Source organism: Niveispirillum fermenti, from assembly GCF_048066175.1.
GTDB classification, from domain to species: domain Bacteria; phylum Pseudomonadota; class Alphaproteobacteria; order Azospirillales; family Azospirillaceae; genus Niveispirillum; species Niveispirillum fermenti.
On record NZ_JBLTXA010000003.1, the window covers coordinates 250,879 to 276,131 of the forward strand.

The window sequence follows — 25,253 nt, forward strand, 5'->3', positions numbered from 1 at the left end:
CGGCGCGGCGCCGGTTGCCGCCAACCTAGGTGCGATGAGTAGAACTCATCGCACCTAGGTTGGCGGGACCTGCCCGACGGGGCTTTGGCGGGCCGCGACCGGCGGTGCTATGGTGCGCCCGTCCGCTGCCGAAAGCCGCCCCATCATGGCCAATCCATCGCCCTTCCTGACTGACATCTGGTATTTCGCGCTGCCGTCCACGGCCCTGAAGCGGGGAGGCATGCTGGCCAGGACCCTGCTGGGCCAGCCGGTCCTGTTCGCGCGGGACAATGACGGCCAGGCCTTCGCCCTGCGGGACATCTGCCCCCATCGCGGCATCCCGCTTTCCTGCGGCCGTTTCGACGGGCGGGAGGTGGAATGCCGCTATCACGGCTGGCGTTTCGACGCGGCCGGTGCCTGCACGGCCATCCCGTCACTGGTCCCCGACCAGGATTTCGACCTGACGCGCATCAAGGTGCGCCGCCATCCGGTGTCGGAGGCGCAGGGGAACCTGTGGATATGGATGGGGGAAGGCCCCCCGGAGGGAGAACCGCCGCAAATGCCCGACATGGATGGGCGCGTGCCCAACATGACCGAAACCATGGCCTTTCCCTGTCCGGTCGACCACGCCGTGATCGGCCTGATGGACCCGGCCCACGGACCTTTCGTGCATCAAAGCTGGTTCTGGCGTTCTTCCCGCTCCATCCATGAGAAGTCCAAGGCCTTTGGCCCCGCGCCGCTGGGCTTTGCCATGAAACGGCACCGTCCCTCGTCCAATTCCGCCGCGTACCGCCTGCTGGGCGGGGCGCCGGAGACCGAGATCACCTTCAGACTGCCGGGCATCCGCGTGGAGCATATCGCGGCGGGCCGGCACCGTATCGTCAACCTGACCACCGTCACGCCCGTCGATGCCACGAACACGGAAGTCACCAACAGCTTCTATTGGACGCTGGGCTGGGCCGATCTGGCGCGGCCCGTCCTGCGCCGCTTCGTGCGGCGTTTCCTGGGCCAGGACCGGGATGTGGTGGTGATGCAGCAGCAGGGGCTGGCGCATGACCCGACCCTGATGCTGATCAAGGATGCCGACACCCAGGCACGCTGGTATCACCAGTTGAAGAACGAGCATCAGCGCGCACGGGCCGAGGGGCGGGAATTCGTCAATCCCGTGCGCGACACGGTGCTGCGCTGGCGGAGTTGACCGCGATCCCGGCCGTTCCGCCTACATCCCGGCGCACCAGGGCTCACGCTTGCCCCCGGTATAGGGGCGGGCATGGCCAGTCTTGATCAGGGCCTGTGAAAGGTCCGTGCCGTCGGCCAGCGTCACACGGGCCCGCACCCGGCCACCATATTTGTCATAGACGACATCATGCAGCCGGATGGTGCCGTCGCCCCGGCCTTCGGTTGCCGGGGCCACCAGATCGGCCAGCATGCGGCGCGCCTCCTGCGCCATACGCTTTTCCGCCGCGCATCTGGACCGGCTTTCGGGTGTGTCGATACCGTCCAGCCGGACCCGTGCCACCACCTCCTGATCCAGCCAGATCAGGGCACGGACATTCAGCGTGTCGCCGTCCACCACCTCCGTCACCCGCGCCGGCACCGGGCCGGCCAGCCGGCTGATGGCCAGCGATGGCACCGCCCCCAGCACAAGGGCGAGTAGAAGCGGCAGAGGCAAAAGGGCGGAACGCATGGACATGGGGCCGCTGGGGCATCGGGGACAAGGATTTAAGCCTGCATCCTATGCCGAACCAGTCCAGGGCGGAACAAGAATCTATGATCTATTTCCTAAGTAGAATACACTTAGGATCATTGACGCATAATGAGAGCGTTTCTGGGCGCATGCGCAACCAGTGGGGTTAAAAGTCGCTGCAGCGGCCCTTGAATTCCCAATCGCCGAACCGTGTCGGTTCGGGCCCGGCCGGACCGCCGATCTCCCCCGGCGGCTGTAAGATCGCGGGCTTGCGGGGCGGGCTGGGCGGTTGGCCGGCCGGAACCGCCGCCTGGGGGTCGCGCTTGCTCTCGTCCGTCATCAAGAGGTCTCCATCCGTGTCGGGCATTAATACTGTCTCGCGGTGATCGGAACCTGTTGGTTCTGATCACCGCCCTCAGCGCCGGTGCCAGCATCCGCAGATATGGCGCGCCGGCGGGCCGCTGCCAAGCCTTAACAACTCTTGATGCGGCGGGGGCAGGGGCCATATCAGGAAGGCGGGCGTCATGCCCGCTCGCATCAGGCATGAAGGGAGCCTTGAGGAACCCATGAACGGCTATTTCCGAACCGCGATGCTGCTGGCAGGGCTGACCGGCCTGTTCCTGGCGGTCGGCTATATGCTGGGGGGGCAGGGAGGCATGGTGGTGGCGCTGGGGATCGCGCTGGCCATGAACTTCTTCGCCTACTGGAATTCCGACAAGATGGTGCTGCGCATGTATGGCGCGCGGCAGGTGGATGCGGCGACCGCGCCGCAATTCTACACCATGGTCCAGCGTCTGGCGCAGCGGGCCGAACTGCCCATGCCGAAGGTCTATATCATCGACAATGACCAGCCCAACGCCTTCGCCACGGGCCGCAACCCCGAGAACGCGGCCGTCGCCGCCACGACCGGCCTGTTGAAGCGACTGTCGGGCGAGGAGGTGGCGGGCGTGATGGCCCATGAACTGGCCCATATCAAGAACCGCGACACGCTGATCATGACGATCACGGCGACGCTGGCCGGTGCGTTGTCCATGCTGGCCAATTTTGCCATGTTCTTCGGTGCCAGCGGCAACAGCGACAATCGCAACAACCCGCTGGGCATTGTGGGCGTGATCCTGGTCGCCATCCTGGCCCCGCTGGGTGCCATGCTGGTGCAGATGGCCATCAGCCGGTCGCGGGAATATGAGGCCGATCGCATCGGCGCGGAAATCTGTGGCAAGCCCACATGGCTGGCCGATGCGCTGGAAGGCATCCAGTCCGGTGCCGCGCGCGTCATGAATCATCAGGCGGAAAGCAATCCGGCCACCGCGCATATGTTCATCATCAACCCGCTGCACGGGCGTGGGGTGGACAGTCTCTTCTCCACCCATCCCAGCACGGCGGAACGGGTGCGCCGCTTGCGGGCGATGGCGATGGGTGGGGACCGTTCCGGCAGCCCTCCCCCTTATCGTCCCGCCGCCGGCCCCGCGACGCCCCCGCCCCCGCCCCCGTCGCGTCGCGCCGGCAGCGTTCCCAATGCCGGTGGCAAGGCGCCGCCGCGGTCACCCTGGACCTGATACCCTTTGCTGCGCCCCGCCCGGTCCGGGGCGGGGCGGTCACAGGGTGGCCAGGCAGTCCGCGATCAGGCCGGTCAGGCCGATGGCGTTGGTGGGGTGGTCGATGCCGTCGGCCGACACCACGGTTTCGATCCCCGCCGCCTGGAAGGCGGCCATCCGTTCCATGGGGAACACGGCATGCGCCGTGGCGGCCAGGAACCGTGTGGCCCCATGGGCACGGGCAACCTTTGCGGCGTCGATCAGGGTGCCCCCGGAACTGACGATGTCGTCGACGAACAGCACGGTCCGGCCCGTCAGGTCCGTGCCGGCCGGCAGGCCGACGGACACATCATGATCCCCGCGCCGCACCTTCAGCCCCACCAGTGCCTGCGCGCCTGCGGCCTGCGCCGCGCCATGGACCAGATGCTCGGACTCCTCGTCCGGCCCCAGAATCACCCAGCCCGCATCAGCCCCCTGTTCGCGGGCCCAGCGGCCCAGCAGCGGTCCGGCCGACAGGGCGGCACTGCGTGTCCCGGGAAAGACCGCCGTCAGGTCATGGGTGCGGTGCAGGTGCGGTTCCACCGTGACGATGCGGTCGAACAGCCCGCCCAGCCATCGGCCCATGATGCGCTGGCTCACCACCTCGCCGGGCCGGAACTCAATGTCCTGGCGCATATAGGCCAGGTAGGGGGCGACCAGCGTCAGTTCCCGGCACCCGCGTTCCCGCAGGGCACCGGCCAGGAATTGCAACTCCACCAGCTTGTCATTGGGCCGATCCAGGGAGCGGACGATCACCGCCCGTTCCGGCGCGCCCTCCAGCCGCACCAGGCTTTCCCCGTCGGGAAACCGGTGCAGCGCCACCATACGCAATCCCAGCCCCAGCCGTGAGGCCAGCCGGCCGGCCAGTGCCTCGCCTTCCGGAAAGCCGATCAGAATGTCCATCGCGTTTCTTCCCCCGACGGGCCGCCTCGCCGGCCCCTTTCGTGATCCCTGGAACGGAACCCGCCTTTGGGGTCCGCCTCCCCCCTGTGCATCGCCCCGTTGCCAGATTACACCGGCCACGGGCCATGACGCATCCGGGAAGCGCAAAAGGTCAGTTCAGTGTGGCGAAATTCGGGGTTAGGATTTATTCGACTGAAAAATGGGTGCGTTTCGTTCATTCTTATCCATGGCTTGTCCATGGCTGCGGGGCATGCCCCGCGGGTGTGGCGGTGTGCAGCGGTTGAAAGGGGTGGCCCGATGTGGGGGCTAGGCGGAAGCGGCGGCATGGACCCGATGGAGCTGTCGGAGAAGGAATATTCAGCCCTGGAAGAGGCGCTGATGGCGTCGGCCCGCGGCCGGGCCTTCCTGCGTCAGCGCGACCGGCAGACCCGCATCGTGGCCCAGGATGACTGGCGCGCCCTGTTGCAGGGCATGACCGAGCAGGTGGGGCGCCTTCAGGGTATCGGCGGGGGCGGTGCCGCGGCCGCGGTCGTGGGTGACCAGAGCCCGCACCTGCACATCATGCGCGAGGAACTGAAACAGCTTTCCAACTATATCGAACAGACCCGTCAGGAGATCGCCCAGCTTCGCCCCATGGATGCCGGCGCCAATCGCATCATGGCCGCCACCAATGAGCTGGACGCCATCGTGACGGCGACCGAACGCGCCACATCCGACATCCTGAACGCGACGGAGCGGATACAGTCGCTGGTCTCCCGACTGCCACCCAGCGACATCACCAACGATATCGACGCCCAGACGATCGAGATCATGACGGCCTGTTCCTTCCAGGACATCACGGGCCAGCGCACGACCAAGGTGGTGAACACGCTTCGCTATATCGAACAGCGCGTCAACACCATGATCGAGATCTGGGGGGTCGAGGAGACCGACGGCGCCCCCAACAAGGTGGGCGCGGACGGGTTGATTGCGTTGCGCCCGGACGACACCCGACCGGACAAGCACCTGTTGCATGGCCCCGCCATGGAACCGGTCAGCCAGGCCAATATCGATGCGCTGTTCGACAGCCTGGACAATGACGAACCGGCCAAGGCCGACCCCAACGATGCCCTGACCAACATGGATGATTGGGGACTGGCGGCAGAGGACGTGGCAGCCCCGCCGCCTCCGCCTCCGCCTCCGCCTCCGCCTCCGCCGCCCCCACCTCCGCCGCCTCCACCTCCGCCCCCGCCTCCTCCCCCTCCGCCACCGGCGGCCGGCGCCACCGTATCGCAGGCCGATATCGACGCCTTGTTCGGGTAAGCTCGCATGTCCGAAGACAGCAACAACGTCGCCCCGCGTGTGCGCCTGACGCAGGCACAGCTTGACCGTGCCTGCGAACGGCATCTGGCCTATCTTTCCGGCCTGCAGGGCGGGGCCAAGCTCTCGTTGCCCTTTTTCGACCTGTCGGAATTATCGTTCAACGGCCGCAACCTGACGAACGCCAACCTGTCCGGCGCTATCCTGCGTGGCACGCGCTTCGTGGGGGCGAAGCTGGACTATGCCGATTTGTTCGGGTGTGACCTGTCGGAGGCCGATCTGACACGGGCGCAACTGACCCGCACCGACCTGCGGGCGGCCAGTCTGCGCCGGTCGGTGCTGCGCGGTGCGCGGATGGTGGAATGCGACCTGCGCGACGGCAACATGGCGGTCAGCACGCGGGCCGATTTCCGGGTGCTGGGGCTTGATATCGGTCCCGCCGATATCTCACTGGCCATCATGGCCGATGCCGACCTGACGCGGGCGCGGCTGACCGGCTCCTGCGCGCGGGAGGCGGATTTTTCCGGCGCCATCATGTCCGGTGCCCATCTGGCGCGGACCGATCTGCGCGACGCGCAGTTCAAGGCCACTGACCTGGAAGGGGCTGATCTGGCTGATGCCGATCTGCGTGGCGCCGACCTGTCGGGCGCCAAGGTCTCCCTCCAGGCATTGCAGAGCGCCATCCGCACGGACGAGGATGCGGCCCGCCGCGCCATCCGGATGGAGGAAGGGGCAATGCCCGCGCCCGACCGGCCGCCGGAAGGCCCCCCGTCACCGGAGCGGCTGGATGCCATGCTGCGAGCCCATGCCCAATGGGTGGGTACGGGCGGGCGCTCGGGCCACCAGTTGGATATCAGCGGGCTGGACCTGTCACAGGTCGATCTGGCGGGGCGGGTCCTGACGCTGATGAAGGCCACGGGCGTGATCTTGCGCGGGGCCGACCTGCGCGGCGCACAGATGCAGGCGGCGCAATTGTCCGGTGCCGACCTGCGATCCACCGACCTGGGCTTCGCCGATCTGCGCGGCGCCAGCCTGGATCGTGCCAACCTGATCGACGCCAATCTGGAAAAGGCCAATCTGGCCATGTTGAAGACCGCGCGCGGGCATGAATTGCGGACCTCTCTGGTCCGGGCCCGGCTGGCGGCGGCCATCCTGCGCGGGGCCGACCTGACGGGTGTGGATTTTTCCGGCGCCGACCTGACCGAGACGGTGATGGATGGGGCGACGCTGACCGACGCCACGATTGCGGCGGCGCGCGGCATCAGCCTGGGCTGAACCCCGTCGCACCCTCCCCCTCGGGCTCGCGGGCACGGACCCGCCAGCCCGTGCAGAAACAGCAGGGTGGTGAAATGAGTGGTGAAATGAAAACGGCGGGGTCTATCCCCGCCGTTTTCATTCGTCTGCGTGTGCTGCTGCGTGTGCTGCACCGATGACGGTCAGCCGCGGTTCATGCGGCTGCCGACCAGATCGCTGACGACGCCGGGATCGGCCAGCGTGCTGGTATCGCCCAGCGCCTCATGCTCATTGGCGGCGATCTTGCGCAGGATGCGGCGCATGATCTTGCCCGAACGGGTCTTGGGCAGGCCGGGCGCCCACTGGATCAGGTCCGGCGTGGCGATGGGGCCGATTTCCTTGCGCACCCAGGTCACCAGTTCGCGGCGCAATTCGTCGGTGGGCTCCTCGCCGGCATTCAGGGTGACATAGGCGTAGATGCCCTGGCCCTTCAGGTCGTGCGGATAACCCACCACGGCGGCCTCGGCCACCTTGGGATGGGCGACCAGGGCCGACTCGATCTCCGCCGTGCCCAGCCGGTGACCGGACACGTTGATCACGTCATCGACGCGCCCCGTGATCCAGTAATAGCCATCCTCGTCCCGGCGGCAGCCATCGCCCGTGAAATACTTGCCCTTGAAGGTGGAGAAATAGGTCTGGACGAAGCGCTCATGATCGCCGAACACCGTGCGCATCTGGCCCGGCCAGCTATCGGTGATGCAGAGATTGCCTTCCGTCGCCCCTTCCAGGACCTGACCGTCATTATCCACGATCTCCGGCTTCACGCCGAAGAAGGGCAAGGTGGCCGATCCCGGCTTCTGGCCAATGGCGCCGGGCAGCGGAGTGATCAGGATGCCGCCCGTTTCCGTCTGCCACCAGGTATCGACGATGGGGCAGCGGCCGTCACCGACCACGCCATGATACCACAGCCAGGCTTCGGGGTTGATCGGTTCCCCCACCGAGCCCAGCAGACGCAGGCTGGCGCGGCTGGTCCGCTTCACCGGCTCCTCCCCCTCGCGCATCAGGGCGCGGATGGCGGTGGGGGCGGTATAGAAGATGTTGACCTTGTGCTTGTCGATCACTTCCCAGAAGCGGCTGACGGTCGGGTAATTGGGGATGCCCTCGAACATCAGGGTCGTGGCACCGTTGGCCAGCGGTCCATAGACGATGTAGCTGTGGCCCGTCACCCAGCCTACATCGGCCGTACACCAGTAGATGTCACCCTCGTGATAGTCGAAGACATATTGGTGCGTCATGGCGGCATAGACCAGGTAGCCGCCCGTGGTGTGCAGCACGCCCTTGGGCTTGCCCGTCGAACCGGAGGTGTAGAGGATGAACAGCGGGTCTTCCGCCCCGATCTTCGCGGCCTCGTTCTCCGCGGGGACCTTGGCCACTTCCTCATGATACCAATGGTCGCGGCCGTCCTTCCAGCCGACGGTGCCGCCCGTGCGCTTGACCACGATGACGGAGGTGACGTCGGGCAGGCTTTCCAGCGCCTTGTCGACATTGGCCTTCAGCGGCACCTTGCGGCCGCCGCGCAACCCCTCATCGGCCGTGATGACGACCTTGCCCTGGCACCCTTCGATCCGGTCGCGCAGGCTGTCGGGGGAGAAGCCGCCGAACACCACGGAATGCACGGCCCCGATGCGCGCACAGGCCAGCATGGCATAGGCGGCTTCCGGGATCATCGGCATGTAGATTGTGACGCGGTCCCCCTTTTCCACGCCATGCGCCTTCAGCACATTGGCCAGCCGGCCGACCTTCTCGTGCAGTTCCCGGTAGGTGATATGGGCGCTTTCGCTGGGATTGTCGCCTTCCCAGATGATGGCGGTCTGGTCGCCGCGCGTGGCCAGATGCCGGTCGATGCAGTTATAGGCGACATTGGTCACCCCGTCCTCGAACCAGCGGATGGAAACATCGCCCTCGAAGCTGGTGTTCTTCACCTTGGTGAAGGGGGTGAACCAGTCGATGCGCTTGCCATGCTCTGCCCAGAACGCTTCCGGGTCGGCGAGGGACTGCGCATACATGGCCTTGTATTTGGCCTCATCGATCCAGGCGCTGCCGGCCACCTCTTCCGTCACGGGAAAGAACGAAGGGCTGCTCATGGCGTTGTTTCTCCCAATCGGTTGGCGGGCGGTGCGGCGCACCGGCCGGTGACCCGGCCCCGCTTATCTCCCATCCCGGTCCCGGCGCCGACAGCAAGGAAAGCCGACGCGGACCATGGTTTACGCAAGCTTATGTAAGCAACGGCCGCCTGTTTTGGAACATGTACATTCGTCGTGTCGGCATTTCGCCGCATTCAACGGTTTTTCAAGGGGAAAGACGGCGGCGATAGCGCGTGCCATGGGTTGCACAGCATGGTATGGTCCGCCTTCAATCTTCGATACAAACCGGGCAGGATGGCATGACGGGGGGCGTTCCCGGGGGCGGGGAAATCGCGGTGGCGGAAGGGGATGTGGCCAGGCTGGGCATGCGCACCAGCCTGATGACCCTCGACCTGCTGCTGGCTGTGTTGCCGCCGGACGGCTCCGGCTATGCCGATGCCGCGGCGGAGGCATGCATCCTGTCCCGCCGCATCGGCACGGCGACGGCCGATTTCGCCGAAATGATGCGGATGGCGCGCTGAGCGGCAGCGAGCGGCTCCGGTTGGGCAGCTTGGGGCCACGGGGCCCGGCCTTTCTGCGGCGGCATCAATCCCCGACGGATACCATGCCCCCCGTGATGCTGACCGGCACGGACCGCAGCGGCCGGCCGATGCAGGGGCCCAGCACGCACATGCCGTCTTCCACACGGAACTGCGCGCCATGGGTGCTGCATTGCAGATGCAGCCCGTCCAGGCTCATGAAATCGTCGGGGTCCAGTTCCAGCGGCACGCCGACATGCGGGCAGGCGTTGCGATAGCCGAAGACCCGGTCGCCCCTGCGCGCGACCAGGATTTTGACCTTTGTTTCCCCGCGCGGCCAGTCGAAGCCGCGGGCCGTGCCGTCGGGAATATCCTCCACCCGGCACAGCACATGGCCTGTCATGCCGACACCCCGGCCAGCATGCAGATATGCGCCCATTGTTCATCGGTGACGGGGCAGACCGACAGCCGCGACTGCTTGATCAACTGCATGTCGGCCAGGGCGGGATCGGCCTTCATCTGCTTCAGCGTCACGGGGGTGGCCACGGGTTTCACCGGTGCCAGATCGACCATCACGAAACGGCCGGCCGGATCGCTGGGATCGGGATAGGCCTCGCGCACGATCTCGGCGATGCCGACGATCTCCAGCCCTTTGTTGGAATGATAGAAGAAGGCATGTTCGCCCACCTTCATGCTTTTCAGGTTCAGTGCTGCCTGATGGTTGCGCACGCCGTCCCAATGGGTGCGGCCGTCCTGCACGAACCGGTCCCAGGAATATTTGAACGGTTCCGATTTCACCAGCCAGTAAGCCATCTCGTCTCCCTCTCAACGGTCATTCGCATCGGTCGCCATCCGCGCCATCAGGCCGGCAGGACCTTGCGGTAGGGGCGGATGGTGACGGACTTGAACAGGCCCGCCCTGGCATAGGGATCGTTGGCGGCGAAATCCTCCGCGCCGGCGCGGTCGGGATAATCCAGGATGATCAGGCTGCCCACGGGCCTGCCCCCGTCGGCGTCCAGGATGGGACCGGCGATGACGATATGGTCCAGCCGGCTTTCCATATAGGCCAGGTGCTCTGGCCGCGTGGCCATGCGCAGGTCGAGCCCGCCGTCCTTGTCGTGACATTCCAGGATGAAATGCATGGGGGAACCGTCCCGTCGCTCGAAGGTTGGAAAAAGTCCAGGCAGAGTGCATAGCCGCCCCGTGCGGCGGCGTCCAGAACCAGAAAGGGCCCGTCGCCACGGGTGCCGCCCAATGCCCGCCCGCCGGTCAGCCATGGGCCGGAATGACGATCCGGTCACCCGGCCCGGCTGCGGTCAGCAGCGCCAGCATGTCATCCGGCTGCACGGCGACGCAACCGGCCGTCGGGCCATAGTCGGGTCCTGTCAGGTGCAGGAAGACCGCGCTGCCCAGCCCCGGCACGGGCGGGTCGTCATTGTGGCCCAGCACGACGACGATGTCGTAGACGCCGCGTTCCATCCACATCCGCTCGTGCGAGGCGGCGAAGGGCAGCGTCACGGGCCGGTTGTAGTCGGGATGGGCCGGGTCGTCGCACCAGCCATCATCGGGACCGATGGTTGAGACCGGCAGGCCCGTGCGCGGTCGGGCTTGCCGGTCGGCACGGTAGAGCACGCGGCGCAACGCGAAGGCGCCCACGGGTGTGGCCCCGTCGCCTTCGCGCTTGTCCTGCCGGATGCCGCCGCGGCCCAGCGCGCAACGCGCCTGCCCGCCGTTCCAGGAAAGGTGATGCCGCCCGTCCGCGCCGGGAATGACGATGATATCCATGGGCAGGGCTTCCCGGCCGGCTTGTCAGGACGTGGGGGCGGGGGCGGACAGGAAACTCTGCGGCGCGGGATCGACCTCCATCGTGCCCGTCCGCGTCACCTCCATCACGGCCAGTCCGCGTTCGGCGATGCCGGCGGGCAGCAGGCGGAAAATGCCTTCCACGCCTGCGAACCCGTTGGCATTGGTCAGGTCGGGCAGCGCGAATCCGTTGCCACCGCGTGCCAGCACGGCGGCCAGGGCCGTGGCATCATAGGCCAGCGTGGCCAGCCGGTGCGGGCGATAGCCATAGGCCTGCTGGAACCGCGTCTCGAACGCGGCGCGTCCGATCGGGGACGGGGCGGCGAACCAGCCGCCGATCAGCGACGGTTCCCGGCCCAGCCCGGCCTCGTCCCACAGGCCGGTGCCCAGCAGGCGTACCGGCCCCGGATCGATGTCGAAGAAGGGGAACAGGGCTGCCAGTTCACGCAGCGTCTGTCCCCCCTCCGCGATCAGCACGGCATCGAAGGGCAGCGGGCCGAACGTGTCGGCATTGGACAGGCGGCGCAGGACGGCGAGCGACTCCGGATCACCCAGTGCCTGAAGGCGGGACCGTTCCGCCGCCAGGGCCGCCTGACGCTGGTCGAAATCGGACAGGCGGCGCACCAGGTCGGTCAGATTGGTGGCACCGGCGGTGTAGCGTTCCACCTTCGTCACCTCCCCACCCATCCCGATGACGGCGTCGCGCAGCGATTGCACGGCGGCGTCGCCATAGGGTGTGGCCGGGGCCAGCACGCCGAAGCGCATAAGCCCGCGCGACGCGGCCAGATCGACGACGCGGCGCACCTGTTCCTGCGGCTGGAAGCCCAGGGTCCAGACCCCGCCGCCGGCAACGTTCCAATCGCTGGAAAAGGACAGAACGGGCCGGCCGGCCTGGGCGGCAACGGGTTTCACGGCGGCGGCCTCGCCCCCGAACAGGGGGCCCAGGATGATGCCGGCCCCTTCATCGACCAGCCCCTTTGCCGCCGTCGCCGCGATGCCGGGGCTGCCCTGCGTGTCGCGCGGCAGCAGCGTGAACCTGTCGTCCCCCAGGTCGAACAAGGCCATCTGTGCCGCGTCCAGCATGGACTGGCCCAGCGCGGCATTGGCCCCGGACAGCGGCAGCAGCAGGCCCACGCGCACCTTCCCGTCCTGCGGCAGGGCGGGCGGCAATTCCGCCGGCGGTGCTTCGGGTGGCAGGGCCGTTACCGGCGGGGGTTGCGGGACGGGGGGCGGGGCCGGTACGCTGCGGGGGCTGGCGCAGGCCCCCAGCAGGCCGGCCGCCGCCGTCAGCGTCACCAGCAACGACGCCATGCGCCAACCAGAATTCCTTAGCATCCGGGACCCTTTCCCCTTGACGTCAGACCCTATGGACGACCAGACCCACCTTGACGCCGACCTTGACGGGGAGGATGTCCCCGACCTGGACGACGGCGATGCGGACGCGCAGCCTAGCGGCAGCGGCGCCATCCGTAAACCGGGGCCGGGGCTTTACATCGTCGCGACCCCCATCGGCAATGCCGGCGACATCAGCCTGCGTGCGCTGGACATCCTGCGCGGGGTCGATGCCATCGCCTGCGAGGATACCCGCGTCACGGCCAAGCTGTTGCGCCGGTACGGCATTCGCACGCGCATGGTGCCTTATCATGACCATAACGCGGCAAGGATGCGGCCGGTTCTGCTGGACCGTATCGCCGGCGGCCAGGCCATCGCCCTGGTCAGCGATGCCGGCACGCCGCTGGTCAGTGATCCCGGTTTCAAGCTGGTGCGTGAGGCGCGCGACCGCGGCCTGGGCCTGACGCACCTGCCCGGCGCCAATGCGGCGGTCACCGCCCTGGTCCTGTCCGGGCTGCCATCCGACCGCTTCCTGTTCGGCGGGTTCCTGCCGGCCAAATCGGCGGCACGGCGCAGCGAACTGGAGATGTTCCGCGCGCTGCCGGCCACGTTGATCTTCTATGAATCCGCCCAGCGGCTGGCCGAGATGCTGGCCGACGTTGCGGCCGCGCTGGGCGCGCGCGAAGTGGCCGTGGCCCGCGAACTGACGAAGCTGTTCGAAGAGGTGCGGCGCGGCACGGCCGCCGACCTTGCCCACCATTATACGCAATCCGGCCCGCCGAAGGGGGAGGTCGTCGTCGTCGTGGGCCCGCCGGCGGCCGATGCGGCGGCGGCCGATGCGGCCGACATGGACAGCCTGTTGCGGCAGGCGCTGAGCGGGGGGATGAGCGTGCGCGACGCGGCGGCGCATGTGGCCACCATCACGGGCCAGCCGCGCAAGCAGGTCTATGCCCGCGCCCTGCAACTGGGGACGGGGGGCCATGGCGCGGGTCCGTGAGCGCATCGACCGCCGGCGGGCGGAACGGCTGGGCCGCATCGCCGAGTGGCTCTGCTGCCTTGTCCTGTGGCTGAAAGGGTATCGCATCCTGGCCACCCGCCTGCGTCTGCCCATGGGGGAGGTCGACATCATCGCCGCCCGGCGTGGCGTGCTGGTGGTGGTGGAGGTGAAGGCGCGGCGCACCCTGGCACAGGCGCTGGGCGCGTTGCCGCGGACAAGCTGGCGCCGCCGTCACGCTGCCATCAGCCATTTCATCGCCCGCCGTCCCCACCTGGCCCGGCTTGGTATCCGCTTCGACCTGATGGCCGTGCTGCCCCGGCGGCTGCCGCGCCATATCAAGGATGTCTGGCGGGTGGAGGGGTTGTAGGCCTGCAGGCATGAAACGACCCCGGCCCATCCGCCGTTTCCTAAGCAGGTTCCTCCAGGCCGGGCCACACATGGCCCGGCCTGGAGGAACCTGCCGACTCCATGGTTTGCAGATTTTCCGAGCCCGCCCATCTGTGGGCGGCGTTCGGAAAATCTGCTTAGCCCGTCCGCCGCAGCCGGGCCGCGAAGAACCCGTCCATGCCGCCCTGTTCGGCCAGATGGCCCGGCGTGCAGCGCACGAAACCGTCCCCGGTCAGCAGGTCGGTCAAGCCGCCGACTTCGTCGGGCGTGACGGGTTCGATCACCATCTCCGGCCGGCGATAGAGCAGGTTGGTGATCTGGTTCTCCCCTTCCTCCGGCTGGAGGGAACAGGTGCAATAGACCAGGGTGCCGCCAGGCTTCAGCATGTCGACGGCGCGATAGAGCAGGCGGGACTGGATGCGGGCCAGCTTCTCCACATCCTCTTCCGTCTTCAGCCGGGCGACATCGGGATGGCGGCGGATCGTGCCTGTCGCGCTGCAGGGCGCATCCAGCAGAACCGCGTCCACGGGGGCCGCCGGCCGCCATTCGGTGGCGTCGGCCACGATGGTCGCGACCTGGCCGGCCAGGTCCAGCCGGGCCATGTTCTCCGTCAGCCGGGCCAGGCGCCGGTCCGACCGGTCCACGGCCGTGACCTGCGCGCCCGCCGCGGCCAGTTGCGCCGTCTTGCCACCGGGCGCGGCGCACAGGTCGATGGCGGTGCGGCCGGTCAGGTTCCCGAACAGCCGGGCGGGGATGGCGGCGGCGGCATCCTGCACCCACCAGCCCCCCTCATCGAAGCCGGAAAGCTCTGTCACCTGCCCGCCCGCGGTCCGGCGCAGGGAACCGGTGGGCAGGGGCACCGCCTCCAGCCGCCCGGCCCAGGCGCCCGCATCGCCCTTGACGGTGATGTCCAGCGGGGCTTCGGCCAGATGGGTTTCCACGATGGCCCGTGTCAGCGCCGTGCCATAGGTCTTGCGCCAGGACAGCCACAGCCAGTCCGGTGTGTTCAGCCGCCCGGCGTCCTGGGCCGCCAGGATGGCATCCCGTTCCCGGTCCAGGCGGCGCAGAATGGCGTTGATCAGCCCCTTGTACGGGTGCTGCCGGCGGGCCACGGCCAGTTCCACGGCCGTGTCAACGGCGGCATGGGCGGGGGTGCCCAGGAACAGGAGCTGTGCCGCCCCCAGGCGCAGGATATCCTGCACCACGGCCTTCAATTGTTGCCCCTGCTTGGTCAGCATGGACTGGATGGCATCGTCGATCTGTCCCAGCCGGCGCAGGGTGGTGGCGACCAGCAGGCGCGTGAAGGCGCGGTCGCGCGGGGCGAGCGCCCGCAGGCCGCGGCTGCCTTCCCAGGCATCGTCGAAGGGCACGCGCTTGGCCAGCACGTTGAACAGAAGGTCCAGGGCCACACCGCGCGTGGCAAGCGCGCTGTCGGCCGGGGCGGGGGTCTCGTCGGTCATGGCCGGGGTGTACCCCGGTCTACCCCGCTTGTCGAACGCCGATGACGCAACTGTGCCCGGAAGCGCGCGCCGCATCGCCCTGGACAGGCGGGCGTCGCGTCACCAAATTCCCAGGCCTAACCTTTTTCCGAGAGGAACCAAGCTCATGGCGATCGAACGGGCCATTCTGGCCGGTGGCTGCTTCTGGGGCATGCAGGATCTGATCCGCAAGGTGCCGGGCGTGGTGGGAACCCGCGTCGGTTACACCGGCGGCGATCTGGAGAACCCCACCTACAAGGATGTGAAGACGGGCCATACCGGCCATGCGGAGGCCATCGAGATCAGCTTCGACAATGACAAGCTGAGCTATCGCCGCCTGCTGGAATTCTTTTTCCAGATCCACGATCCCACGACGCAGGACCGTCAGGGCAACGATACGGGCAGCCAGTACCGCTCCGCCATCTTCGTGGCCGATGCCACCCAGGCCGGCACGGCCCGTGCCGTGAAGGCCGATGTGGAGGAAAGCGGACGCTGGCCCGGCAAGGTGGTGACGGAGATTACCGATGTCGGCCCCTTCTGGGAGGCGGAGGATTTCCATCAGGACTACCTGGAGCGCACGCCCGACGGCTATACCTGCCATTGGGTGCGCCCCGACTGGGTCCTGAACGGGGACTGACGGGGTGCTCCTGCCCGGAGATCAGTCGCCGTTCCAGGCCTGGCGGTAGAGCGCCACCATCGCCGCCACGTCGGGCACAAGCGGGTTGTTGCCGGGGCTGCCCGATGCCAAGGCCTGTGCCGCCATGGTCTCCAGCAGCCCGTCCCAGCGGGCAGGGTCGATGCCGTAATGGCGCGGGCTTGGCACCGACAGGTCGGCGTTCAACTGGCGCAGGGCCATGACGAGGGCCAGGCCCGCCGCCGCATCATCCTGCTCCGGCCCGGCCACGCCCATGGCGCGGGCACAATCGGCATAACGGCCGGGCGCGCCCGGCAGCGACCAGGCCGTGACGGCCGGCAGCAGCATGGCGTTCGACAGGCCGTGCGGCACATGAAAGAAGGCGCCGATGGGCCGGCTCATCCCATGCACCAGTGCTACGGAGGCGTTGGAAAAGGCCATGCCCGCCAGGGTGGCGCCCAGCATCATGGCTTCCCGCGCGGTCCGGTCGCCGGGGTCGGCGCAGGCACGGCGGATATGCGGGGCGATCTGGCGGATCGCCGCGATGGCCATGGCATCGGTATAGGGGCTGGCCTTCACGCTGACATAGGCCTCGATGGCGTGGGTCAGCGCGTCGATGCCCGTGTCCGCCGTCAGGCGCGGCGGGCAGGTCAGGGTCAGTTCATAATCGATGATGGCGGCGGCCGGCACCAGCATGGGGCCGGCGATCAGCATCTTCTCATCCGTTTCGGTATCGGTGATGACGGTGAAGCGCGTCACCTCCGATCCGGTGCCGGCCGTGGTGGGAATGGCGATGACGGGAACGCCCGTGCGCGCAATGGGATTGGGCACCTTGTAATCGCGCATGCGCCCGCCATTGGCGGCCAGCACGGCCATGGCCTTTGCGGTGTCGATGGGTGACCCGCCGCCAAGCGCCACCAGCCCGTCATAGCCGCCCGCCAGCAGCCGTTCCACCCCGGCGGCGATCACATCCGTCGTGGGGTCGGGCACGGTCTCGGCGAACATGTCGGCGGTGAAGCCGGCGGCGCGCAGGGGGGCCAGCAGCCGTTCGGCATGGCCGCTGTCACGCATGAAGGGATCGGTCACCACGAGCGGCCGGGTCACCCCCAGGCGGGACAGCACGGCCCCGATGCGGCCGATGGCTCCGCCGCCGATCTCCATGACGGGGGGGACCAGGATGGTGGCGATCATGGCATGTTCCTTGGTTCATCCGATTGTGGCCGCCAGGGCGGGGCACCATGTTTGGCCACACCCCGGTGATTTGCCAAGTCCCTTCCCGTGCGAGGAAAATGCATGGGGCGATGCGGTCCCCTCATCGCGCACCTTCCCCTCGCACGCCATCTGGCCGCCGTGCGTGCAAGCGCCTATGCTAGGGGCCGATACCGGTTTTCCAGGCTGAAAGCGCATGAGCAACCCCGCCCCCGACCTTTTCGACGCCGCCCTGGCTGTCCGCCTTCAGGCGCACGCCCCCTATTCCGGCTTCCGGGTGGGGGCGGCCATCCGGGCGGATGGCGGGCGCATCCATGCCGGTTGCAACGTGGAGAATGCCGCCTATCCCCAAGGCCAGTGCGCGGAGGCCACGGCCATCGGCCTGATGGTGGCTTCCGGCGACCGGCGGATTGCAGAGATCGTGGTGGTCGGCGGTGATGCCGGGGCCGGGGTTCTCTGCACCCCCTGTGGCGGATGCCGCCAGCGCATCCGGGAATTTGCCGGCCCCGACACGCCCATCCATGTCTATGATGCCGGGGGGCATCGCCGCACCTTCACGCTGGGGGAACTGCTGCCCTTCAGCTTCGGCCCCGACAATCTGGGGTTTTGACGTTATGATGGATCATTCCGATTCCGAAATAATGGTTGCCGCCATTGCCACACGCGCGCTGCCCCTTGTCGATCTGACCAGCCTGAACGATGCCGACGATGTCGCCAGCACCGCGGCACTCTGCGCCAAGGCGGTGACGCCGGCCGGGAACGTGGCTGCGGTCTGTCTTTGGCCTGAATTCGTTGCGCAGGCGAAACATGCCTTGATGGGCACGGGTATTCGCGTGGCGACCGTTGTGAATTTTCCTGGCGGCTCGCTGCCGGCGGAAAAGGTCGTGGACCAGATCGCCCGCGCCCTTGCCGACGGGGCGGAGGAGATCGACATCGTCATGCCCTATGGTGCCATCATGGTGGGGCAGGGGGGGGACCAGCGGGCGGCGGACCATCTGGCCGCCTGCCGGGCGGCGTGTGGGGCCGCCACCATGAAGGTCATCCTGGAAAGCGGGTCCCTGGCCAAGCCGGCCCTGATCGAGCGCGCGGCCCGGGTGGCGGTCGATGCGGGGGCGGATTTCCTGAAGACCTCCACGGGCAAGGTGCCGGCCGGGGCCACGCCCGGTGCGGCGCGCATCATGCTGGAAGCCAGCCGTGCGGCGGGCCGGCCTGTCGGCTTCAAGGCGTCGGGTGGCATCCGCGATGTGGAGACGGCGGGCCAGTATCTGGCCCTGGCCGACGAGATATGCGGCCCCGGCTGGGTTTCCCCGGCCCGTTTCCGGTTCGGGGCGTCCGGATTGCTGGATGCGATTCTGGCCGTACTGGGGCACGGGCCGGCGGCGGTGACGTCTGCCGGTTACTGACCCGGCAGCACACGCCCCTTTTCCACATGCAGCCAGGTGGTGGCCAGTTCGGCCAGTTCGTCCGCCTGATGCGTGACATAGAGCATGGGCAGCCCGGCCCCATCGCGCAGACGGATCAGATAGGGCAGCATCTCGGCCCTTCGCGCGGGGTCCAGGGCCGACAGGGGCTCGTCCAGCAGCAGCAGGCGGGGTGCAGACAGCAGGGCGCGGCCGATCGCCACCCGCTGCCGTTCCCCGCCCGACAGATCACGCGGCCGGCGCGACAGCAGGGGGGCGATATCCAGCAGGTCGATGATGGCGCCGGGCGCGGGCCCGCCGGTGTCGGCACCCGCGAACAGCCGGCCGTACAACAGGTTCTGCCGCACCGACAGGTGCGGGAACAGCCGCGCATCCTGGAACACCTGTCCGATGCGCCGCCGGTGGGGCGGCAGCCAGCGACGGGTCGTGGTGTCGACCAGTACAGTGCCATCCAGCACGATACGCCCGCGGGTCGGCCGGGCCAGCCCCGCGACCAGGGCGAGCAGCGTCGTCTTGCCGGCACCCGACGGCCCCGTGATGACGGTGACACCGGGGCCGATGGCCAGTTCCGCCGACAGCCTGAACTCGCCGATCTGGTGGGTCAGCGCGATCTCAAGCATCGCGCCCCTCCACCCGTCGGCGCACGCGCCGGGCCAGCAGCTCGCTGGCGGCGACGGCGAAAACGGCGATGACAACCGCCACCATGGTCAGCCGCAGGGCGGCCGCATCGCCACCCGGCACCTGTGTCAGGCTGTAGATGGCGGCCGGCATCGTCTGGGTGACGCCCGGAATGGCCGCCACGAAGGTGATGGTGGCCCCGAATTCCCCCAGCGCCTTGGCGAAGCACAGGATGGCGCCCGACAGGATGCCGGGCAGGGACAGGGGCAGGGTGATGGTCAGGAACACGGCCCAGGGCGGTGCCCCCAGCCCTGCCGCCGCATCCTCCAGCCGGTTGTCCACAGCCTCCATCGACAGCCGTATGGCCCGGACCAGCAGGGGAAAGGCCATCACCGAACAGGCCAGCACCGCCCCCGTCCAGTTGAAGGCCAGGACGATGCCCATCTCCGCCAGCACGGCCCCGAATGGCCCCTGTCGCCCGAACAGCAGCAGAAGAAGATAGCCCGTGACGACGGGGGGCAGCACCAGGGGCAGATGTACCAGCGCATCCAGAAGAATGCGGCCGGGAAAGGATTTGCGGGCCAGCAGCCAGGCCACCAGGATGCCGGGCACCAGACTGACCATCGTGGCCCAGCAGGCCACCTTCAGCGACAGCCAGATGGCCGTCATCTCCTCCGGCGTGAAATCCATCACTTACCTGGCCAGTATCGTGAAGCCCTGGTTCGTGAAATGGCGATGGCCATCCTCGGACAGGAGATAGTCCAGCAACGGCCGGGCCGTGGCCGCATCCGCCCCCTTGACCAGGGCGATCGGATATTCGATGGCCGGATGGCTGCCGGCCGGGAAAATACCGACGATGGCGACGCCGGGCTCCACCCGCGCATCCGTGGCATAAACGATGCCGGCCCCCGCCTCGCCACGTGCCACCATCGCCAGGGCGGCGCGTACATTCTCCGCCGGGGCCAGCCGGTCCTGCACCTTGTCCCACAGGCCCAGGCTGGTCAGGGCGGCCCTGGCATAGCGGCCGGCCGGCACGGCGTTGACATCGCCCACCGCAAGCCGGTTGCCGGCCAGCAGGCCAAGGATGTCCAGGTCCCCATCCACTGTCAGCCGCCTGGCCTGTGACCGCTGCACGACCAGCACGAGCTGATTGCCCAGGAAGGTGCGGCGGCTGTCGGGCTGGATCAGCCCGGTCTTCTCCAGATGGTCCATCCATTCCTGATCGGCGGAGATGAAAATATCGGCAGGCGCCCCCGCCTCGATCTGCCGGGCCAGGGCGGACGAGGCGGCATAGGCCGCCGTGGCATCCGCGCCGGCCCTTTCCTTGTAGCCGGCCAGCGCCTGGTCCAGCGCGGTCCGCAGGCTGGCGGCGGCATAGACGCTGGCATCGCGTGCCGCGGCGGCCGGCGCCAGCAGCAGGGAAAGGGCGATCAGCAGGCGGGACAGGCGGGAACGCAGCATGGGGCCACTCCGGCGGGGTCGGGAAGGGCAGATTATCGTTATGTTTTGTTAAATACAACGATAGCGCATTCCACTGTCTATCGCCGCCGGAAGCAGAGCGTCAGGTTGTTGGCGGGCATCTGGATGATGTCGGGCGCCCCGAACCCCTGACTGTCGGCCAGTTCCGCCACCGTTTCCAGGTCGCGCACGCCCCAGGCGGGGTTGCGGGCGCGCAGGTCGGCGTCAAAGGCAGCGTTGCTGTCGGCCGTGTGCCGTCCGTCACGGCGATAGGGTCCGTAGAGCAGCAGCGGCGCCCCCGGCGACAGTAGCCGGCCGGCGCCCGTGAACAGGCCGATGGCGGCCTGCCACGGTGCGATATGGATCATGTTCACGCACAATATCGCGTCCGGTGCCGCGCTGCCGGGCCATTCGTCGGACCACTTGTCGGGCTGGGTGGCATTGATGGCCAGCGGCGGGCGCAGGTTGGGCAATGCCGCCTCTGCCGCCCAGGCGCGGATGCTGGCGCGGGCCGCCCCGTCGGGATCGCTGGGCTGGATGATGAGGCCCGGCAGGTTCGCGGCCAGGAACAGGGCATGTTCCCCGCTGCCGCTGGCGATTTCCAGCAGCAGGCCGGTTTCGGGCAGGCGGGGACGCAGGGCCTCCAGCAGCGGCTGGCGGTTGCGCAGGGTGGCGGGCGCGTGGCGCTTGTCGTCGGTCATCATGGGAACCAAGCTATGCCGGAAGCCGGCAGCCCGCCAAGCCCCTTGGCCTGCGCATGTCCGGGTCGCAGGGGATGGCACCATGGAAGCAGTTGCGCTGCCGGCCTTGATTGTCTACCTCTCCCCCTTGATCGATCTGCGGCGCGCGCCGGCCCGTTTTTGTGGAGTGTTTGGGGATGCCCTACGTCGTCACCGAAGCCTGCATCAAGTGCAAGTACACCGATTGCGTCGAAGTCTGCCCGGTGGACTGCTTCTATGAAGGTGAGAATACGCTGGTCATCGCCCCGGACGAGTGCATCGATTGCGGCGTCTGCGAACCGGAATGCCCGGCTGAAGCCATCCTGCCCGACACCGATCCGCGTGCCGAGCAGTGGCTGGAGATGAACCGCGAATACGCCGCGCAATGGCCCAATATCAATCGTAAGAAGCCGGCCCTGTCCGATGCCGACGACTGGAAGGGCGTGCCGGACAAGTATGCCAAGTATTTCAGCGACAAGCCTGGCAAGTAAACGGCCTCGCAAGGGGGCTGCGACTCGCCCCGCCGATGCACCGCTGGAACAGTGTTTCGCGTTCGCCCATGCGGCCGGTGCATGACCGACATAACGTGTCCCCCGCGGAACTTTCTGCGATTGGGGCCTTCTGGGTCTGTCATCTTGGCGTAACATCGACTATATTGATGTTCAAGCGAGGATCGGCACGGCGCCCTGAGAGTGGCGGCGGACATGTAAGCCATCCGCTATCGCCAGAGCATGTGTGACGATCCGTGTCCCGCCGCCCGTGCGGTCGGGGCTCCGAGTTTTTTGTTCCCGTGGCGCGCAGCCCGCGCGGAAAAAGAGAGCAAACCGAACATGTCTGAGAGCCTAGATTTCACCACTGGTGATCACGTTGTCTATCCGGCCCACGGTGTGGGCCAGATCATCGGGATCGAGAACCACAGCATCGCTGACATCAATGTCACGCTCTATGCCATCCAGTTCGAAAAGGAACGGATGACGCTGAAGGTTCCGGTGGCGAAGGCCAAGGCTTCCGGCTTGCGCCGCCTGTCCACCAAGGACCGGATCAAGGCCGCGATGGAGACCCTGCAGGGTCCCAGCAAGGTGAAGCGCATCATGTGGAGCCGCCGCGCCCAGGAATATGAGGCGAAGATCAATTCCGGCGACCCCGTCTCCATCGCCGAGGTGGTGCGCGACCTTTATCGCGGTGAGGACCAGTCCGACCAGTCCTACAGCGAACGGCAGATTTATCATGCCGCGCTGGAGCGCCTGGCCCGTGAACTGGCGGTTGTCGAGAAGATCGACGAGCGCAAGGCGACGGAGAAGCTGGAAGCCGTGTTGAGCAAGGCCGCCTGATCCCTTCTGTCACGGCCCGTTCCAATGGTGCCGGACACAAGATGAAGCATCCCGTTCTTACCCGGATGGGCTATTTAGTATGAAAGAGGCGTCCTAGAACGGGACGCCTCTTTTTTTGCACCGCCGCAGGCTCTACACTGCGAACCTCGTTGCCAGCCGCCGGAATCAGATGTCGGACGATCGCAAATATGCCTTGCTGGGTCGGCCCCGCCATGTGTGGGCCGTGGGGTCTGTGCATGGGGAGGCGGCGCGGCTGGCCGCGCTGCATGATGATATCGGCCGCCGGTTCCAGCCGGGCGACCGGCTGGTCTATCTGGGCAACATGATCGGCCGCGGTGCTGCCGTGCGGGACACGATCGAGGAGTTGTTGTCCTTCCGCCGGCACGTCCTGGCCATGCGGGGGGTGGTGGTGACTGACATCACCTATCTGCGTGGCGGACAGGAGGAAATGTGGCACAAGCTGTTGCAGCTCCAGTTCGCGCCCGACCCGGCTGCCGTGCTGCAATGGATGGTGGGGCAGGGGCTGGATGCCACATTGGCGGCCTATGGCGGCACGGCGGCCTATGGCCTGGCGGCGGCCCGGGATGGCGCGGTATCGCTCTCGCGCTGGACGGGGGAGTTGCGGGCCGCCCTGCGCGCCTCGCCCGGCCACGACAATCTTTTGAGCGCGCTGCGCCGCTGTGCCTACACCAGCGCGGCGGACGGGGCGCCGACCGACCTGCTGTTCGTCAGCGCCGGGCTGGACCCGGCCAAGCCGCTGCATATGCAGGCCGATACCTTCTGGTGGGGCGGGGGCAGTTTCGCCCGCATCGATGCCCCCTATAACGGCTTCCGCCGGGTGGTCCGCGGCTATGACCCCACGCATGCGCCGGGTCCGACCGTGACGGATTTCACGGCCAGCCTGGATGGCGGTGCCGGTTTCGGTGGCCGGCTGATCTGCGCCTGTTTCGCCCCCGACGGGCGGATGCTTGAACTGGTCGAAGCCTGATTGGTATTAAGGGGCATTGAGAAAGCTCTTTGGTATGCCTGAGTGACGGGAGAATCCCGGAACCGGGGATACCTGAGCCCGTGCGGCGGTTAATACCAACTTGCGGTGAGTGGAACTCATCGCAAGTTGGTCCGGCGGCGACTGCCGCCGCGCCGCTCGTGCGGCGCAGCCAAGCCAACGAATGTTGGCGCCGGCAATTGAGGGCGGTGACCAGAACCTATAGGTTCTGGTCACCGCAAAATAGTATAAGCATTTCACCGAACTATTCGGCACATGAATATATGGCAGGTTGGGCGCGGGAGGCCGCCCCGCGCAGGCTCAACCCTCCTGCCTTCACCCGCATGATGAAAAAATAACGACGGGCGGTGATCCGCCCGTCAGGCCGCTGCGTACCAAGCTTCGAGAACCGGCCCGTGACGGGCCGGCCCGCGACAGCGACGGAGCAGGCGGCGATGGCGCATATTGATGATCCCGAGACCCAGCGGGCCAACCTGGCCTTCATCCGTAGCGCCATGCGCGCGCCGCTTCTGGCGCGCGACCATGAAATGGAACTGGCTCGCCGCTGGCGCGAGAATGGGGATCAGAAGGCGCTGCATGAACTGGTACGCAGCTATACCCGCCTGGTCGTCTCCATGGCTGCCCGCTTCCGCCATTACGGCATTCCCTCCGGGGATCTGGTGCAGGAGGGGAATGTCGGTCTGATGCAGGCCGCCAGCCGGTTCGAGCCGGAGCGCGACGTGCGCTTTTCAACCTATGCGGCCTGGTGGATCCGATCGGCCATCCAGGATCACATCCTGCGCAACTGGTCCATCGTGCGCACGGGCACGACGGCGGCGCAGAAGACGCTGTTCTTCAACCTGCGCCGGCTGCGCGCGAAGATCGCCGACAATCCGTCCGGTGAGCGCCTGTCCGACATGGCCCGACAGGAGATTGCCCGGGAGCTGGATGTCGAGGTGGCCGAAGTGGAAAGCATGGAGGCACGGCTATCGGGCAGCGACCAGTCGCTGAACGCCGTCATGGCCGCCGACGGCGATGCGCAATGGCAGGATTTCCTGGCGGACACCCGGCCCGATCCTGAAGAGGTGGCCATCGGCACGCGCGATGGCCGCATGCGGTCACGCTGGCTGGCCGCCGCGCTGGGGGAATTGTCGCCGCGGGAACGCCGCATCATCGCCGAGCGCCGCCTGCGCGACCAGGGGGCCACGCTGGAGGAACTGGGCAAGGCGCTGGGCGTTTCCAAGGAGCGGGTACGCCAGCTGGAGAGCCGTGCCCTCAATAAGCTGCGCGCCAGCATGATGAAGCGTGTGGCCGATGGCAGGGATCTGTTGATGGAGGCGTGATACAATTTGCGGTGATCAGAGCCAATTGGTTCTGATCACCGCCTTCAATTGCCGGCGCCAACATTCGTTGGCTTGGATACGCCGCACGAGCGGCGCGGCGGCGACCGCCCTGCATCGTATCCCGTGGGGCTGACCATCCCCGACAAGACAAAAGCCCCCGCCGGCATCACCGGCGGGGGGTTTCGTGTCATGGTCCCGGAC

General features: G+C 67.5%; 29 protein-coding genes. 14 read left to right on the forward strand and 15 right to left on the reverse strand.

What is annotated here, in order from left to right; genetic code table 11:
- Window positions 1–109 precede the first annotated feature (109 nt).
- Window positions 110–1,177, forward strand: a complete 1,068-nt coding sequence (locus tag ACM9LZ_RS04695) for a Rieske 2Fe-2S domain-containing protein (protein WP_416618183.1) — start codon at window positions 110–112, stop codon at window positions 1,175–1,177.
- 21 nt (window positions 1,178–1,198) lie between these two features.
- Here ACM9LZ_RS04695 and ACM9LZ_RS04700 read toward each other — a convergent pair whose 3' ends face one another.
- Together ACM9LZ_RS04700 and ACM9LZ_RS04705 are read right to left on the reverse strand one after the other, a co-directional pair.
- Window positions 1,199–1,672 (reverse strand): thermonuclease family protein, encoded by a 474-nt coding sequence (locus ACM9LZ_RS04700; RefSeq protein ID WP_416618184.1) that lies wholly within the window; start codon window positions 1,670–1,672, stop codon window positions 1,199–1,201.
- Window positions 1,673–1,832: 160 nt separating this feature from the next.
- On the reverse strand, window positions 1,833–2,006 hold the full coding sequence (locus ACM9LZ_RS04705) for a succinate dehydrogenase assembly factor 4 (protein ID WP_416618185.1): 174 nt from the start codon (window positions 2,004–2,006) through the stop codon (window positions 1,833–1,835).
- Window positions 2,007–2,232: 226 nt separating this feature from the next.
- Here ACM9LZ_RS04705 and htpX point away from each other — a divergent pair, with 226 nt between their 5' ends.
- Entirely contained in the window at window positions 2,233–3,222 is a 990-nt protein-coding gene (htpX, locus tag ACM9LZ_RS04710; protein WP_416618273.1) for a zinc metalloprotease HtpX, read from the forward strand.
- A 39-nt stretch (window positions 3,223–3,261) separates the two neighbouring features.
- Here htpX and ACM9LZ_RS04715 read toward each other — a convergent pair whose 3' ends face one another.
- Window positions 3,262–4,143, reverse strand: coding sequence for a ribose-phosphate diphosphokinase (locus ACM9LZ_RS04715; RefSeq protein ID WP_416618186.1), 882 nt, complete (start codon window positions 4,141–4,143; stop codon window positions 3,262–3,264).
- Between the two features lie 324 nt (window positions 4,144–4,467).
- Between ACM9LZ_RS04715 and ACM9LZ_RS04720 the strand changes: the two genes are divergently transcribed.
- Both ACM9LZ_RS04720 and ACM9LZ_RS04725 read left to right on the forward strand, forming a co-directional pair.
- Window positions 4,468–5,445 (forward strand): protein phosphatase CheZ, encoded by a 978-nt coding sequence (locus ACM9LZ_RS04720; protein WP_416618187.1) that lies wholly within the window; start codon window positions 4,468–4,470, stop codon window positions 5,443–5,445.
- Between the two features lie 6 nt (window positions 5,446–5,451).
- Window positions 5,452–6,717, forward strand: coding sequence for a pentapeptide repeat-containing protein (locus tag ACM9LZ_RS04725; protein WP_416618188.1), 1,266 nt, complete (start codon window positions 5,452–5,454; stop codon window positions 6,715–6,717).
- 161 nt (window positions 6,718–6,878) lie between these two features.
- Here ACM9LZ_RS04725 and acs read toward each other — a convergent pair whose 3' ends face one another.
- Window positions 6,879–8,819, reverse strand: a complete 1,941-nt coding sequence (acs, locus tag ACM9LZ_RS04730; RefSeq protein ID WP_416618189.1) for an acetate--CoA ligase — start codon at window positions 8,817–8,819, stop codon at window positions 6,879–6,881.
- A gap of 299 nt (window positions 8,820–9,118) precedes the next feature.
- Here acs and ACM9LZ_RS04735 point away from each other — a divergent pair, with 299 nt between their 5' ends.
- Entirely contained in the window at window positions 9,119–9,340 is a 222-nt protein-coding gene (locus tag ACM9LZ_RS04735) for a hypothetical protein (RefSeq protein ID WP_416618190.1), read from the forward strand.
- A gap of 64 nt (window positions 9,341–9,404) precedes the next feature.
- Here ACM9LZ_RS04735 and ACM9LZ_RS04740 read toward each other — a convergent pair whose 3' ends face one another.
- The 5 genes from ACM9LZ_RS04740 to ACM9LZ_RS04760 form a co-directional block, all read right to left on the reverse strand.
- Window positions 9,405–9,740 carry a Rieske (2Fe-2S) protein gene (locus ACM9LZ_RS04740; protein ID WP_416618191.1) on the reverse strand — a complete coding sequence of 112 codons (336 nt, stop codon included), beginning with the start codon at window positions 9,738–9,740 and terminating at the stop codon, window positions 9,405–9,407.
- Window positions 9,737–10,150, reverse strand: coding sequence for an EVE domain-containing protein (locus ACM9LZ_RS04745; protein WP_416618192.1), 414 nt, complete (start codon window positions 10,148–10,150; stop codon window positions 9,737–9,739). The genes ACM9LZ_RS04740 and ACM9LZ_RS04745 overlap by 4 nt, the downstream gene beginning before the upstream one ends.
- 47 nt (window positions 10,151–10,197) lie before the next feature.
- Window positions 10,198–10,479: a YciI family protein gene (locus ACM9LZ_RS04750; RefSeq protein ID WP_416618193.1), complete on the reverse strand. Its 282-nt coding sequence runs from the start codon at window positions 10,477–10,479 to the stop codon at window positions 10,198–10,200.
- 127 nt (window positions 10,480–10,606) lie between these two features.
- The gene (locus tag ACM9LZ_RS04755) at window positions 10,607–11,122 is read right to left on the reverse strand and encodes a L,D-transpeptidase family protein (protein WP_416618194.1); all 516 of its coding nucleotides are present in this window, start codon (window positions 11,120–11,122) and stop codon (window positions 10,607–10,609) included.
- A 24-nt stretch (window positions 11,123–11,146) separates the two neighbouring features.
- Window positions 11,147–12,451: a penicillin-binding protein activator gene (locus tag ACM9LZ_RS04760; protein WP_416618195.1), complete on the reverse strand. Its 1,305-nt coding sequence runs from the start codon at window positions 12,449–12,451 to the stop codon at window positions 11,147–11,149.
- Between the two features lie 40 nt (window positions 12,452–12,491).
- On the opposite strand from ACM9LZ_RS04760, the gene rsmI reads away from it, so the two are divergent.
- Window positions 12,492–13,469, forward strand: a complete 978-nt coding sequence (gene rsmI / locus ACM9LZ_RS04765; RefSeq protein ID WP_416618196.1) for a 16S rRNA (cytidine(1402)-2'-O)-methyltransferase — start codon at window positions 12,492–12,494, stop codon at window positions 13,467–13,469.
- Entirely contained in the window at window positions 13,453–13,836 is a 384-nt protein-coding gene (locus ACM9LZ_RS04770) for a YraN family protein (RefSeq protein ID WP_416618197.1), read from the forward strand. Before rsmI ends, ACM9LZ_RS04770 begins: the two co-directional genes overlap by 17 nt.
- 157 nt (window positions 13,837–13,993) lie before the next feature.
- On the opposite strand, the gene ACM9LZ_RS04775 is transcribed toward ACM9LZ_RS04770, so the two are convergent.
- Window positions 13,994–15,316 carry an RsmB/NOP family class I SAM-dependent RNA methyltransferase gene (locus ACM9LZ_RS04775; RefSeq protein ID WP_416618198.1) on the reverse strand — a complete coding sequence of 441 codons (1,323 nt, stop codon included), beginning with the start codon at window positions 15,314–15,316 and terminating at the stop codon, window positions 13,994–13,996.
- A gap of 145 nt (window positions 15,317–15,461) precedes the next feature.
- Between ACM9LZ_RS04775 and msrA the strand changes: the two genes are divergently transcribed.
- A complete protein-coding gene (gene msrA, locus ACM9LZ_RS04780; RefSeq protein WP_416618199.1) occupies window positions 15,462–15,971 on the forward strand; it encodes a peptide-methionine (S)-S-oxide reductase MsrA in 510 nt (169 codons plus the stop codon).
- Between the two features lie 21 nt (window positions 15,972–15,992).
- On the opposite strand, the gene ACM9LZ_RS04785 is transcribed toward msrA, so the two are convergent.
- A complete protein-coding gene (locus tag ACM9LZ_RS04785) occupies window positions 15,993–17,159 on the reverse strand; it encodes an iron-containing alcohol dehydrogenase (protein ID WP_416618200.1) in 1,167 nt (388 codons plus the stop codon).
- Window positions 17,160–17,373: 214 nt separating this feature from the next.
- Between ACM9LZ_RS04785 and ACM9LZ_RS04790 the strand changes: the two genes are divergently transcribed.
- Together ACM9LZ_RS04790 and deoC are read left to right on the forward strand one after the other, a co-directional pair.
- Entirely contained in the window at window positions 17,374–17,787 is a 414-nt protein-coding gene (locus tag ACM9LZ_RS04790; protein ID WP_416618201.1) for a cytidine deaminase, read from the forward strand.
- A gap of 31 nt (window positions 17,788–17,818) precedes the next feature.
- Window positions 17,819–18,580, forward strand: coding sequence for a deoxyribose-phosphate aldolase (gene deoC, locus ACM9LZ_RS04795; protein WP_416618202.1), 762 nt, complete (start codon window positions 17,819–17,821; stop codon window positions 18,578–18,580).
- On the opposite strand, the gene ACM9LZ_RS04800 is transcribed toward deoC, so the two are convergent.
- The 4 genes from ACM9LZ_RS04800 to ACM9LZ_RS04815 form a co-directional block, all read right to left on the reverse strand.
- Window positions 18,574–19,218 (reverse strand): ATP-binding cassette domain-containing protein, encoded by a 645-nt coding sequence (locus tag ACM9LZ_RS04800; RefSeq protein ID WP_416618203.1) that lies wholly within the window; start codon window positions 19,216–19,218, stop codon window positions 18,574–18,576. The genes deoC and ACM9LZ_RS04800 overlap by 7 nt on opposite strands.
- On the reverse strand, window positions 19,211–19,906 hold the full coding sequence (modB, locus tag ACM9LZ_RS04805; RefSeq protein WP_416618204.1) for a molybdate ABC transporter permease subunit: 696 nt from the start codon (window positions 19,904–19,906) through the stop codon (window positions 19,211–19,213). The genes ACM9LZ_RS04800 and modB overlap by 8 nt, the downstream gene beginning before the upstream one ends.
- A gap of 3 nt (window positions 19,907–19,909) precedes the next feature.
- Window positions 19,910–20,677 (reverse strand): molybdate ABC transporter substrate-binding protein, encoded by a 768-nt coding sequence (gene modA, locus ACM9LZ_RS04810; RefSeq protein WP_416618205.1) that lies wholly within the window; start codon window positions 20,675–20,677, stop codon window positions 19,910–19,912.
- A gap of 77 nt (window positions 20,678–20,754) precedes the next feature.
- Complete coding sequence (locus ACM9LZ_RS04815) at window positions 20,755–21,378, reverse strand: DUF938 domain-containing protein (protein WP_416618206.1); 624 nt, start codon at window positions 21,376–21,378, stop codon at window positions 20,755–20,757.
- A 173-nt stretch (window positions 21,379–21,551) separates the two neighbouring features.
- Between ACM9LZ_RS04815 and fdxA the strand changes: the two genes are divergently transcribed.
- The 4 genes from fdxA (at window position 21,552) to ACM9LZ_RS04835 (ending at window position 25,052) form a co-directional block, all read left to right on the forward strand.
- On the forward strand, window positions 21,552–21,884 hold the full coding sequence (fdxA, locus tag ACM9LZ_RS04820; protein ID WP_416618207.1) for a ferredoxin FdxA: 333 nt from the start codon (window positions 21,552–21,554) through the stop codon (window positions 21,882–21,884).
- A 339-nt stretch (window positions 21,885–22,223) separates the two neighbouring features.
- Window positions 22,224–22,724: a CarD family transcriptional regulator gene (locus tag ACM9LZ_RS04825; RefSeq protein WP_416618208.1), complete on the forward strand. Its 501-nt coding sequence runs from the start codon at window positions 22,224–22,226 to the stop codon at window positions 22,722–22,724.
- Window positions 22,725–22,893: 169 nt separating this feature from the next.
- On the forward strand, window positions 22,894–23,712 hold the full coding sequence (locus ACM9LZ_RS04830; protein ID WP_416618209.1) for a metallophosphoesterase family protein: 819 nt from the start codon (window positions 22,894–22,896) through the stop codon (window positions 23,710–23,712).
- A gap of 365 nt (window positions 23,713–24,077) precedes the next feature.
- The gene (locus ACM9LZ_RS04835) at window positions 24,078–25,052 is read left to right on the forward strand and encodes an RNA polymerase factor sigma-32 (RefSeq protein WP_416618210.1); all 975 of its coding nucleotides are present in this window, start codon (window positions 24,078–24,080) and stop codon (window positions 25,050–25,052) included.
- Window positions 25,053–25,253: the final 201 nt, after the last annotated feature.

What these genes read in the sequence shown, in the direction of transcription:
- ACM9LZ_RS04815 (WP_416618206.1), bottom strand. Translation starts at nt 21,378, where the DNA reads ATGATGACCGACGACAAGCGCCACGCGCCCGCCACCCTGCGCAACCGC.
- msrA (WP_416618199.1), top strand. Translation starts at nt 15,462, where the DNA reads ATGGCGATCGAACGGGCCATTCTGGCCGGTGGCTGCTTCTGGGGCATG.
- modA (WP_416618205.1), bottom strand. Translation starts at nt 20,677, where the DNA reads ATGCTGCGTTCCCGCCTGTCCCGCCTGCTGATCGCCCTTTCCCTGCTG.
- htpX (WP_416618273.1), top strand. Translation starts at nt 2,233, where the DNA reads ATGAACGGCTATTTCCGAACCGCGATGCTGCTGGCAGGGCTGACCGGC.
- ACM9LZ_RS04760 (WP_416618195.1), bottom strand. Translation starts at nt 12,451, where the DNA reads ATGGCGTCGTTGCTGGTGACGCTGACGGCGGCGGCCGGCCTGCTGGGG.
- acs (WP_416618189.1), bottom strand. Translation starts at nt 8,819, where the DNA reads ATGAGCAGCCCTTCGTTCTTTCCCGTGACGGAAGAGGTGGCCGGCAGC.
- ACM9LZ_RS04775 (WP_416618198.1), bottom strand. Translation starts at nt 15,316, where the DNA reads ATGACCGACGAGACCCCCGCCCCGGCCGACAGCGCGCTTGCCACGCGC.
- ACM9LZ_RS04790 (WP_416618201.1), top strand. Translation starts at nt 17,374, where the DNA reads ATGAGCAACCCCGCCCCCGACCTTTTCGACGCCGCCCTGGCTGTCCGC.
- ACM9LZ_RS04695 (WP_416618183.1), top strand. Translation starts at nt 110, where the DNA reads ATGGTGCGCCCGTCCGCTGCCGAAAGCCGCCCCATCATGGCCAATCCA.
- fdxA (WP_416618207.1), top strand. Translation starts at nt 21,552, where the DNA reads ATGCCCTACGTCGTCACCGAAGCCTGCATCAAGTGCAAGTACACCGAT.
- ACM9LZ_RS04745 (WP_416618192.1), bottom strand. Translation starts at nt 10,150, where the DNA reads ATGGCTTACTGGCTGGTGAAATCGGAACCGTTCAAATATTCCTGGGAC.
- ACM9LZ_RS04770 (WP_416618197.1), top strand. Translation starts at nt 13,453, where the DNA reads ATGGCGCGGGTCCGTGAGCGCATCGACCGCCGGCGGGCGGAACGGCTG.
- ACM9LZ_RS04785 (WP_416618200.1), bottom strand. Translation starts at nt 17,159, where the DNA reads ATGATCGCCACCATCCTGGTCCCCCCCGTCATGGAGATCGGCGGCGGA.
- ACM9LZ_RS04725 (WP_416618188.1), top strand. Translation starts at nt 5,452, where the DNA reads ATGTCCGAAGACAGCAACAACGTCGCCCCGCGTGTGCGCCTGACGCAG.
- ACM9LZ_RS04700 (WP_416618184.1), bottom strand. Translation starts at nt 1,672, where the DNA reads ATGTCCATGCGTTCCGCCCTTTTGCCTCTGCCGCTTCTACTCGCCCTT.
- ACM9LZ_RS04715 (WP_416618186.1), bottom strand. Translation starts at nt 4,143, where the DNA reads ATGGACATTCTGATCGGCTTTCCGGAAGGCGAGGCACTGGCCGGCCGG.
- ACM9LZ_RS04705 (WP_416618185.1), bottom strand. Translation starts at nt 2,006, where the DNA reads ATGACGGACGAGAGCAAGCGCGACCCCCAGGCGGCGGTTCCGGCCGGC.
- ACM9LZ_RS04825 (WP_416618208.1), top strand. Translation starts at nt 22,224, where the DNA reads ATGTCTGAGAGCCTAGATTTCACCACTGGTGATCACGTTGTCTATCCG.
- ACM9LZ_RS04755 (WP_416618194.1), bottom strand. Translation starts at nt 11,122, where the DNA reads ATGGATATCATCGTCATTCCCGGCGCGGACGGGCGGCATCACCTTTCC.
- ACM9LZ_RS04800 (WP_416618203.1), bottom strand. Translation starts at nt 19,218, where the DNA reads ATGCTTGAGATCGCGCTGACCCACCAGATCGGCGAGTTCAGGCTGTCG.
- ACM9LZ_RS04720 (WP_416618187.1), top strand. Translation starts at nt 4,468, where the DNA reads ATGGACCCGATGGAGCTGTCGGAGAAGGAATATTCAGCCCTGGAAGAG.
- deoC (WP_416618202.1), top strand. Translation starts at nt 17,819, where the DNA reads ATGGTTGCCGCCATTGCCACACGCGCGCTGCCCCTTGTCGATCTGACC.
- ACM9LZ_RS04830 (WP_416618209.1), top strand. Translation starts at nt 22,894, where the DNA reads ATGTCGGACGATCGCAAATATGCCTTGCTGGGTCGGCCCCGCCATGTG.
- ACM9LZ_RS04735 (WP_416618190.1), top strand. Translation starts at nt 9,119, where the DNA reads ATGACGGGGGGCGTTCCCGGGGGCGGGGAAATCGCGGTGGCGGAAGGG.
- modB (WP_416618204.1), bottom strand. Translation starts at nt 19,906, where the DNA reads ATGGATTTCACGCCGGAGGAGATGACGGCCATCTGGCTGTCGCTGAAG.
- ACM9LZ_RS04740 (WP_416618191.1), bottom strand. Translation starts at nt 9,740, where the DNA reads ATGACAGGCCATGTGCTGTGCCGGGTGGAGGATATTCCCGACGGCACG.
- ACM9LZ_RS04750 (WP_416618193.1), bottom strand. Translation starts at nt 10,479, where the DNA reads ATGCATTTCATCCTGGAATGTCACGACAAGGACGGCGGGCTCGACCTG.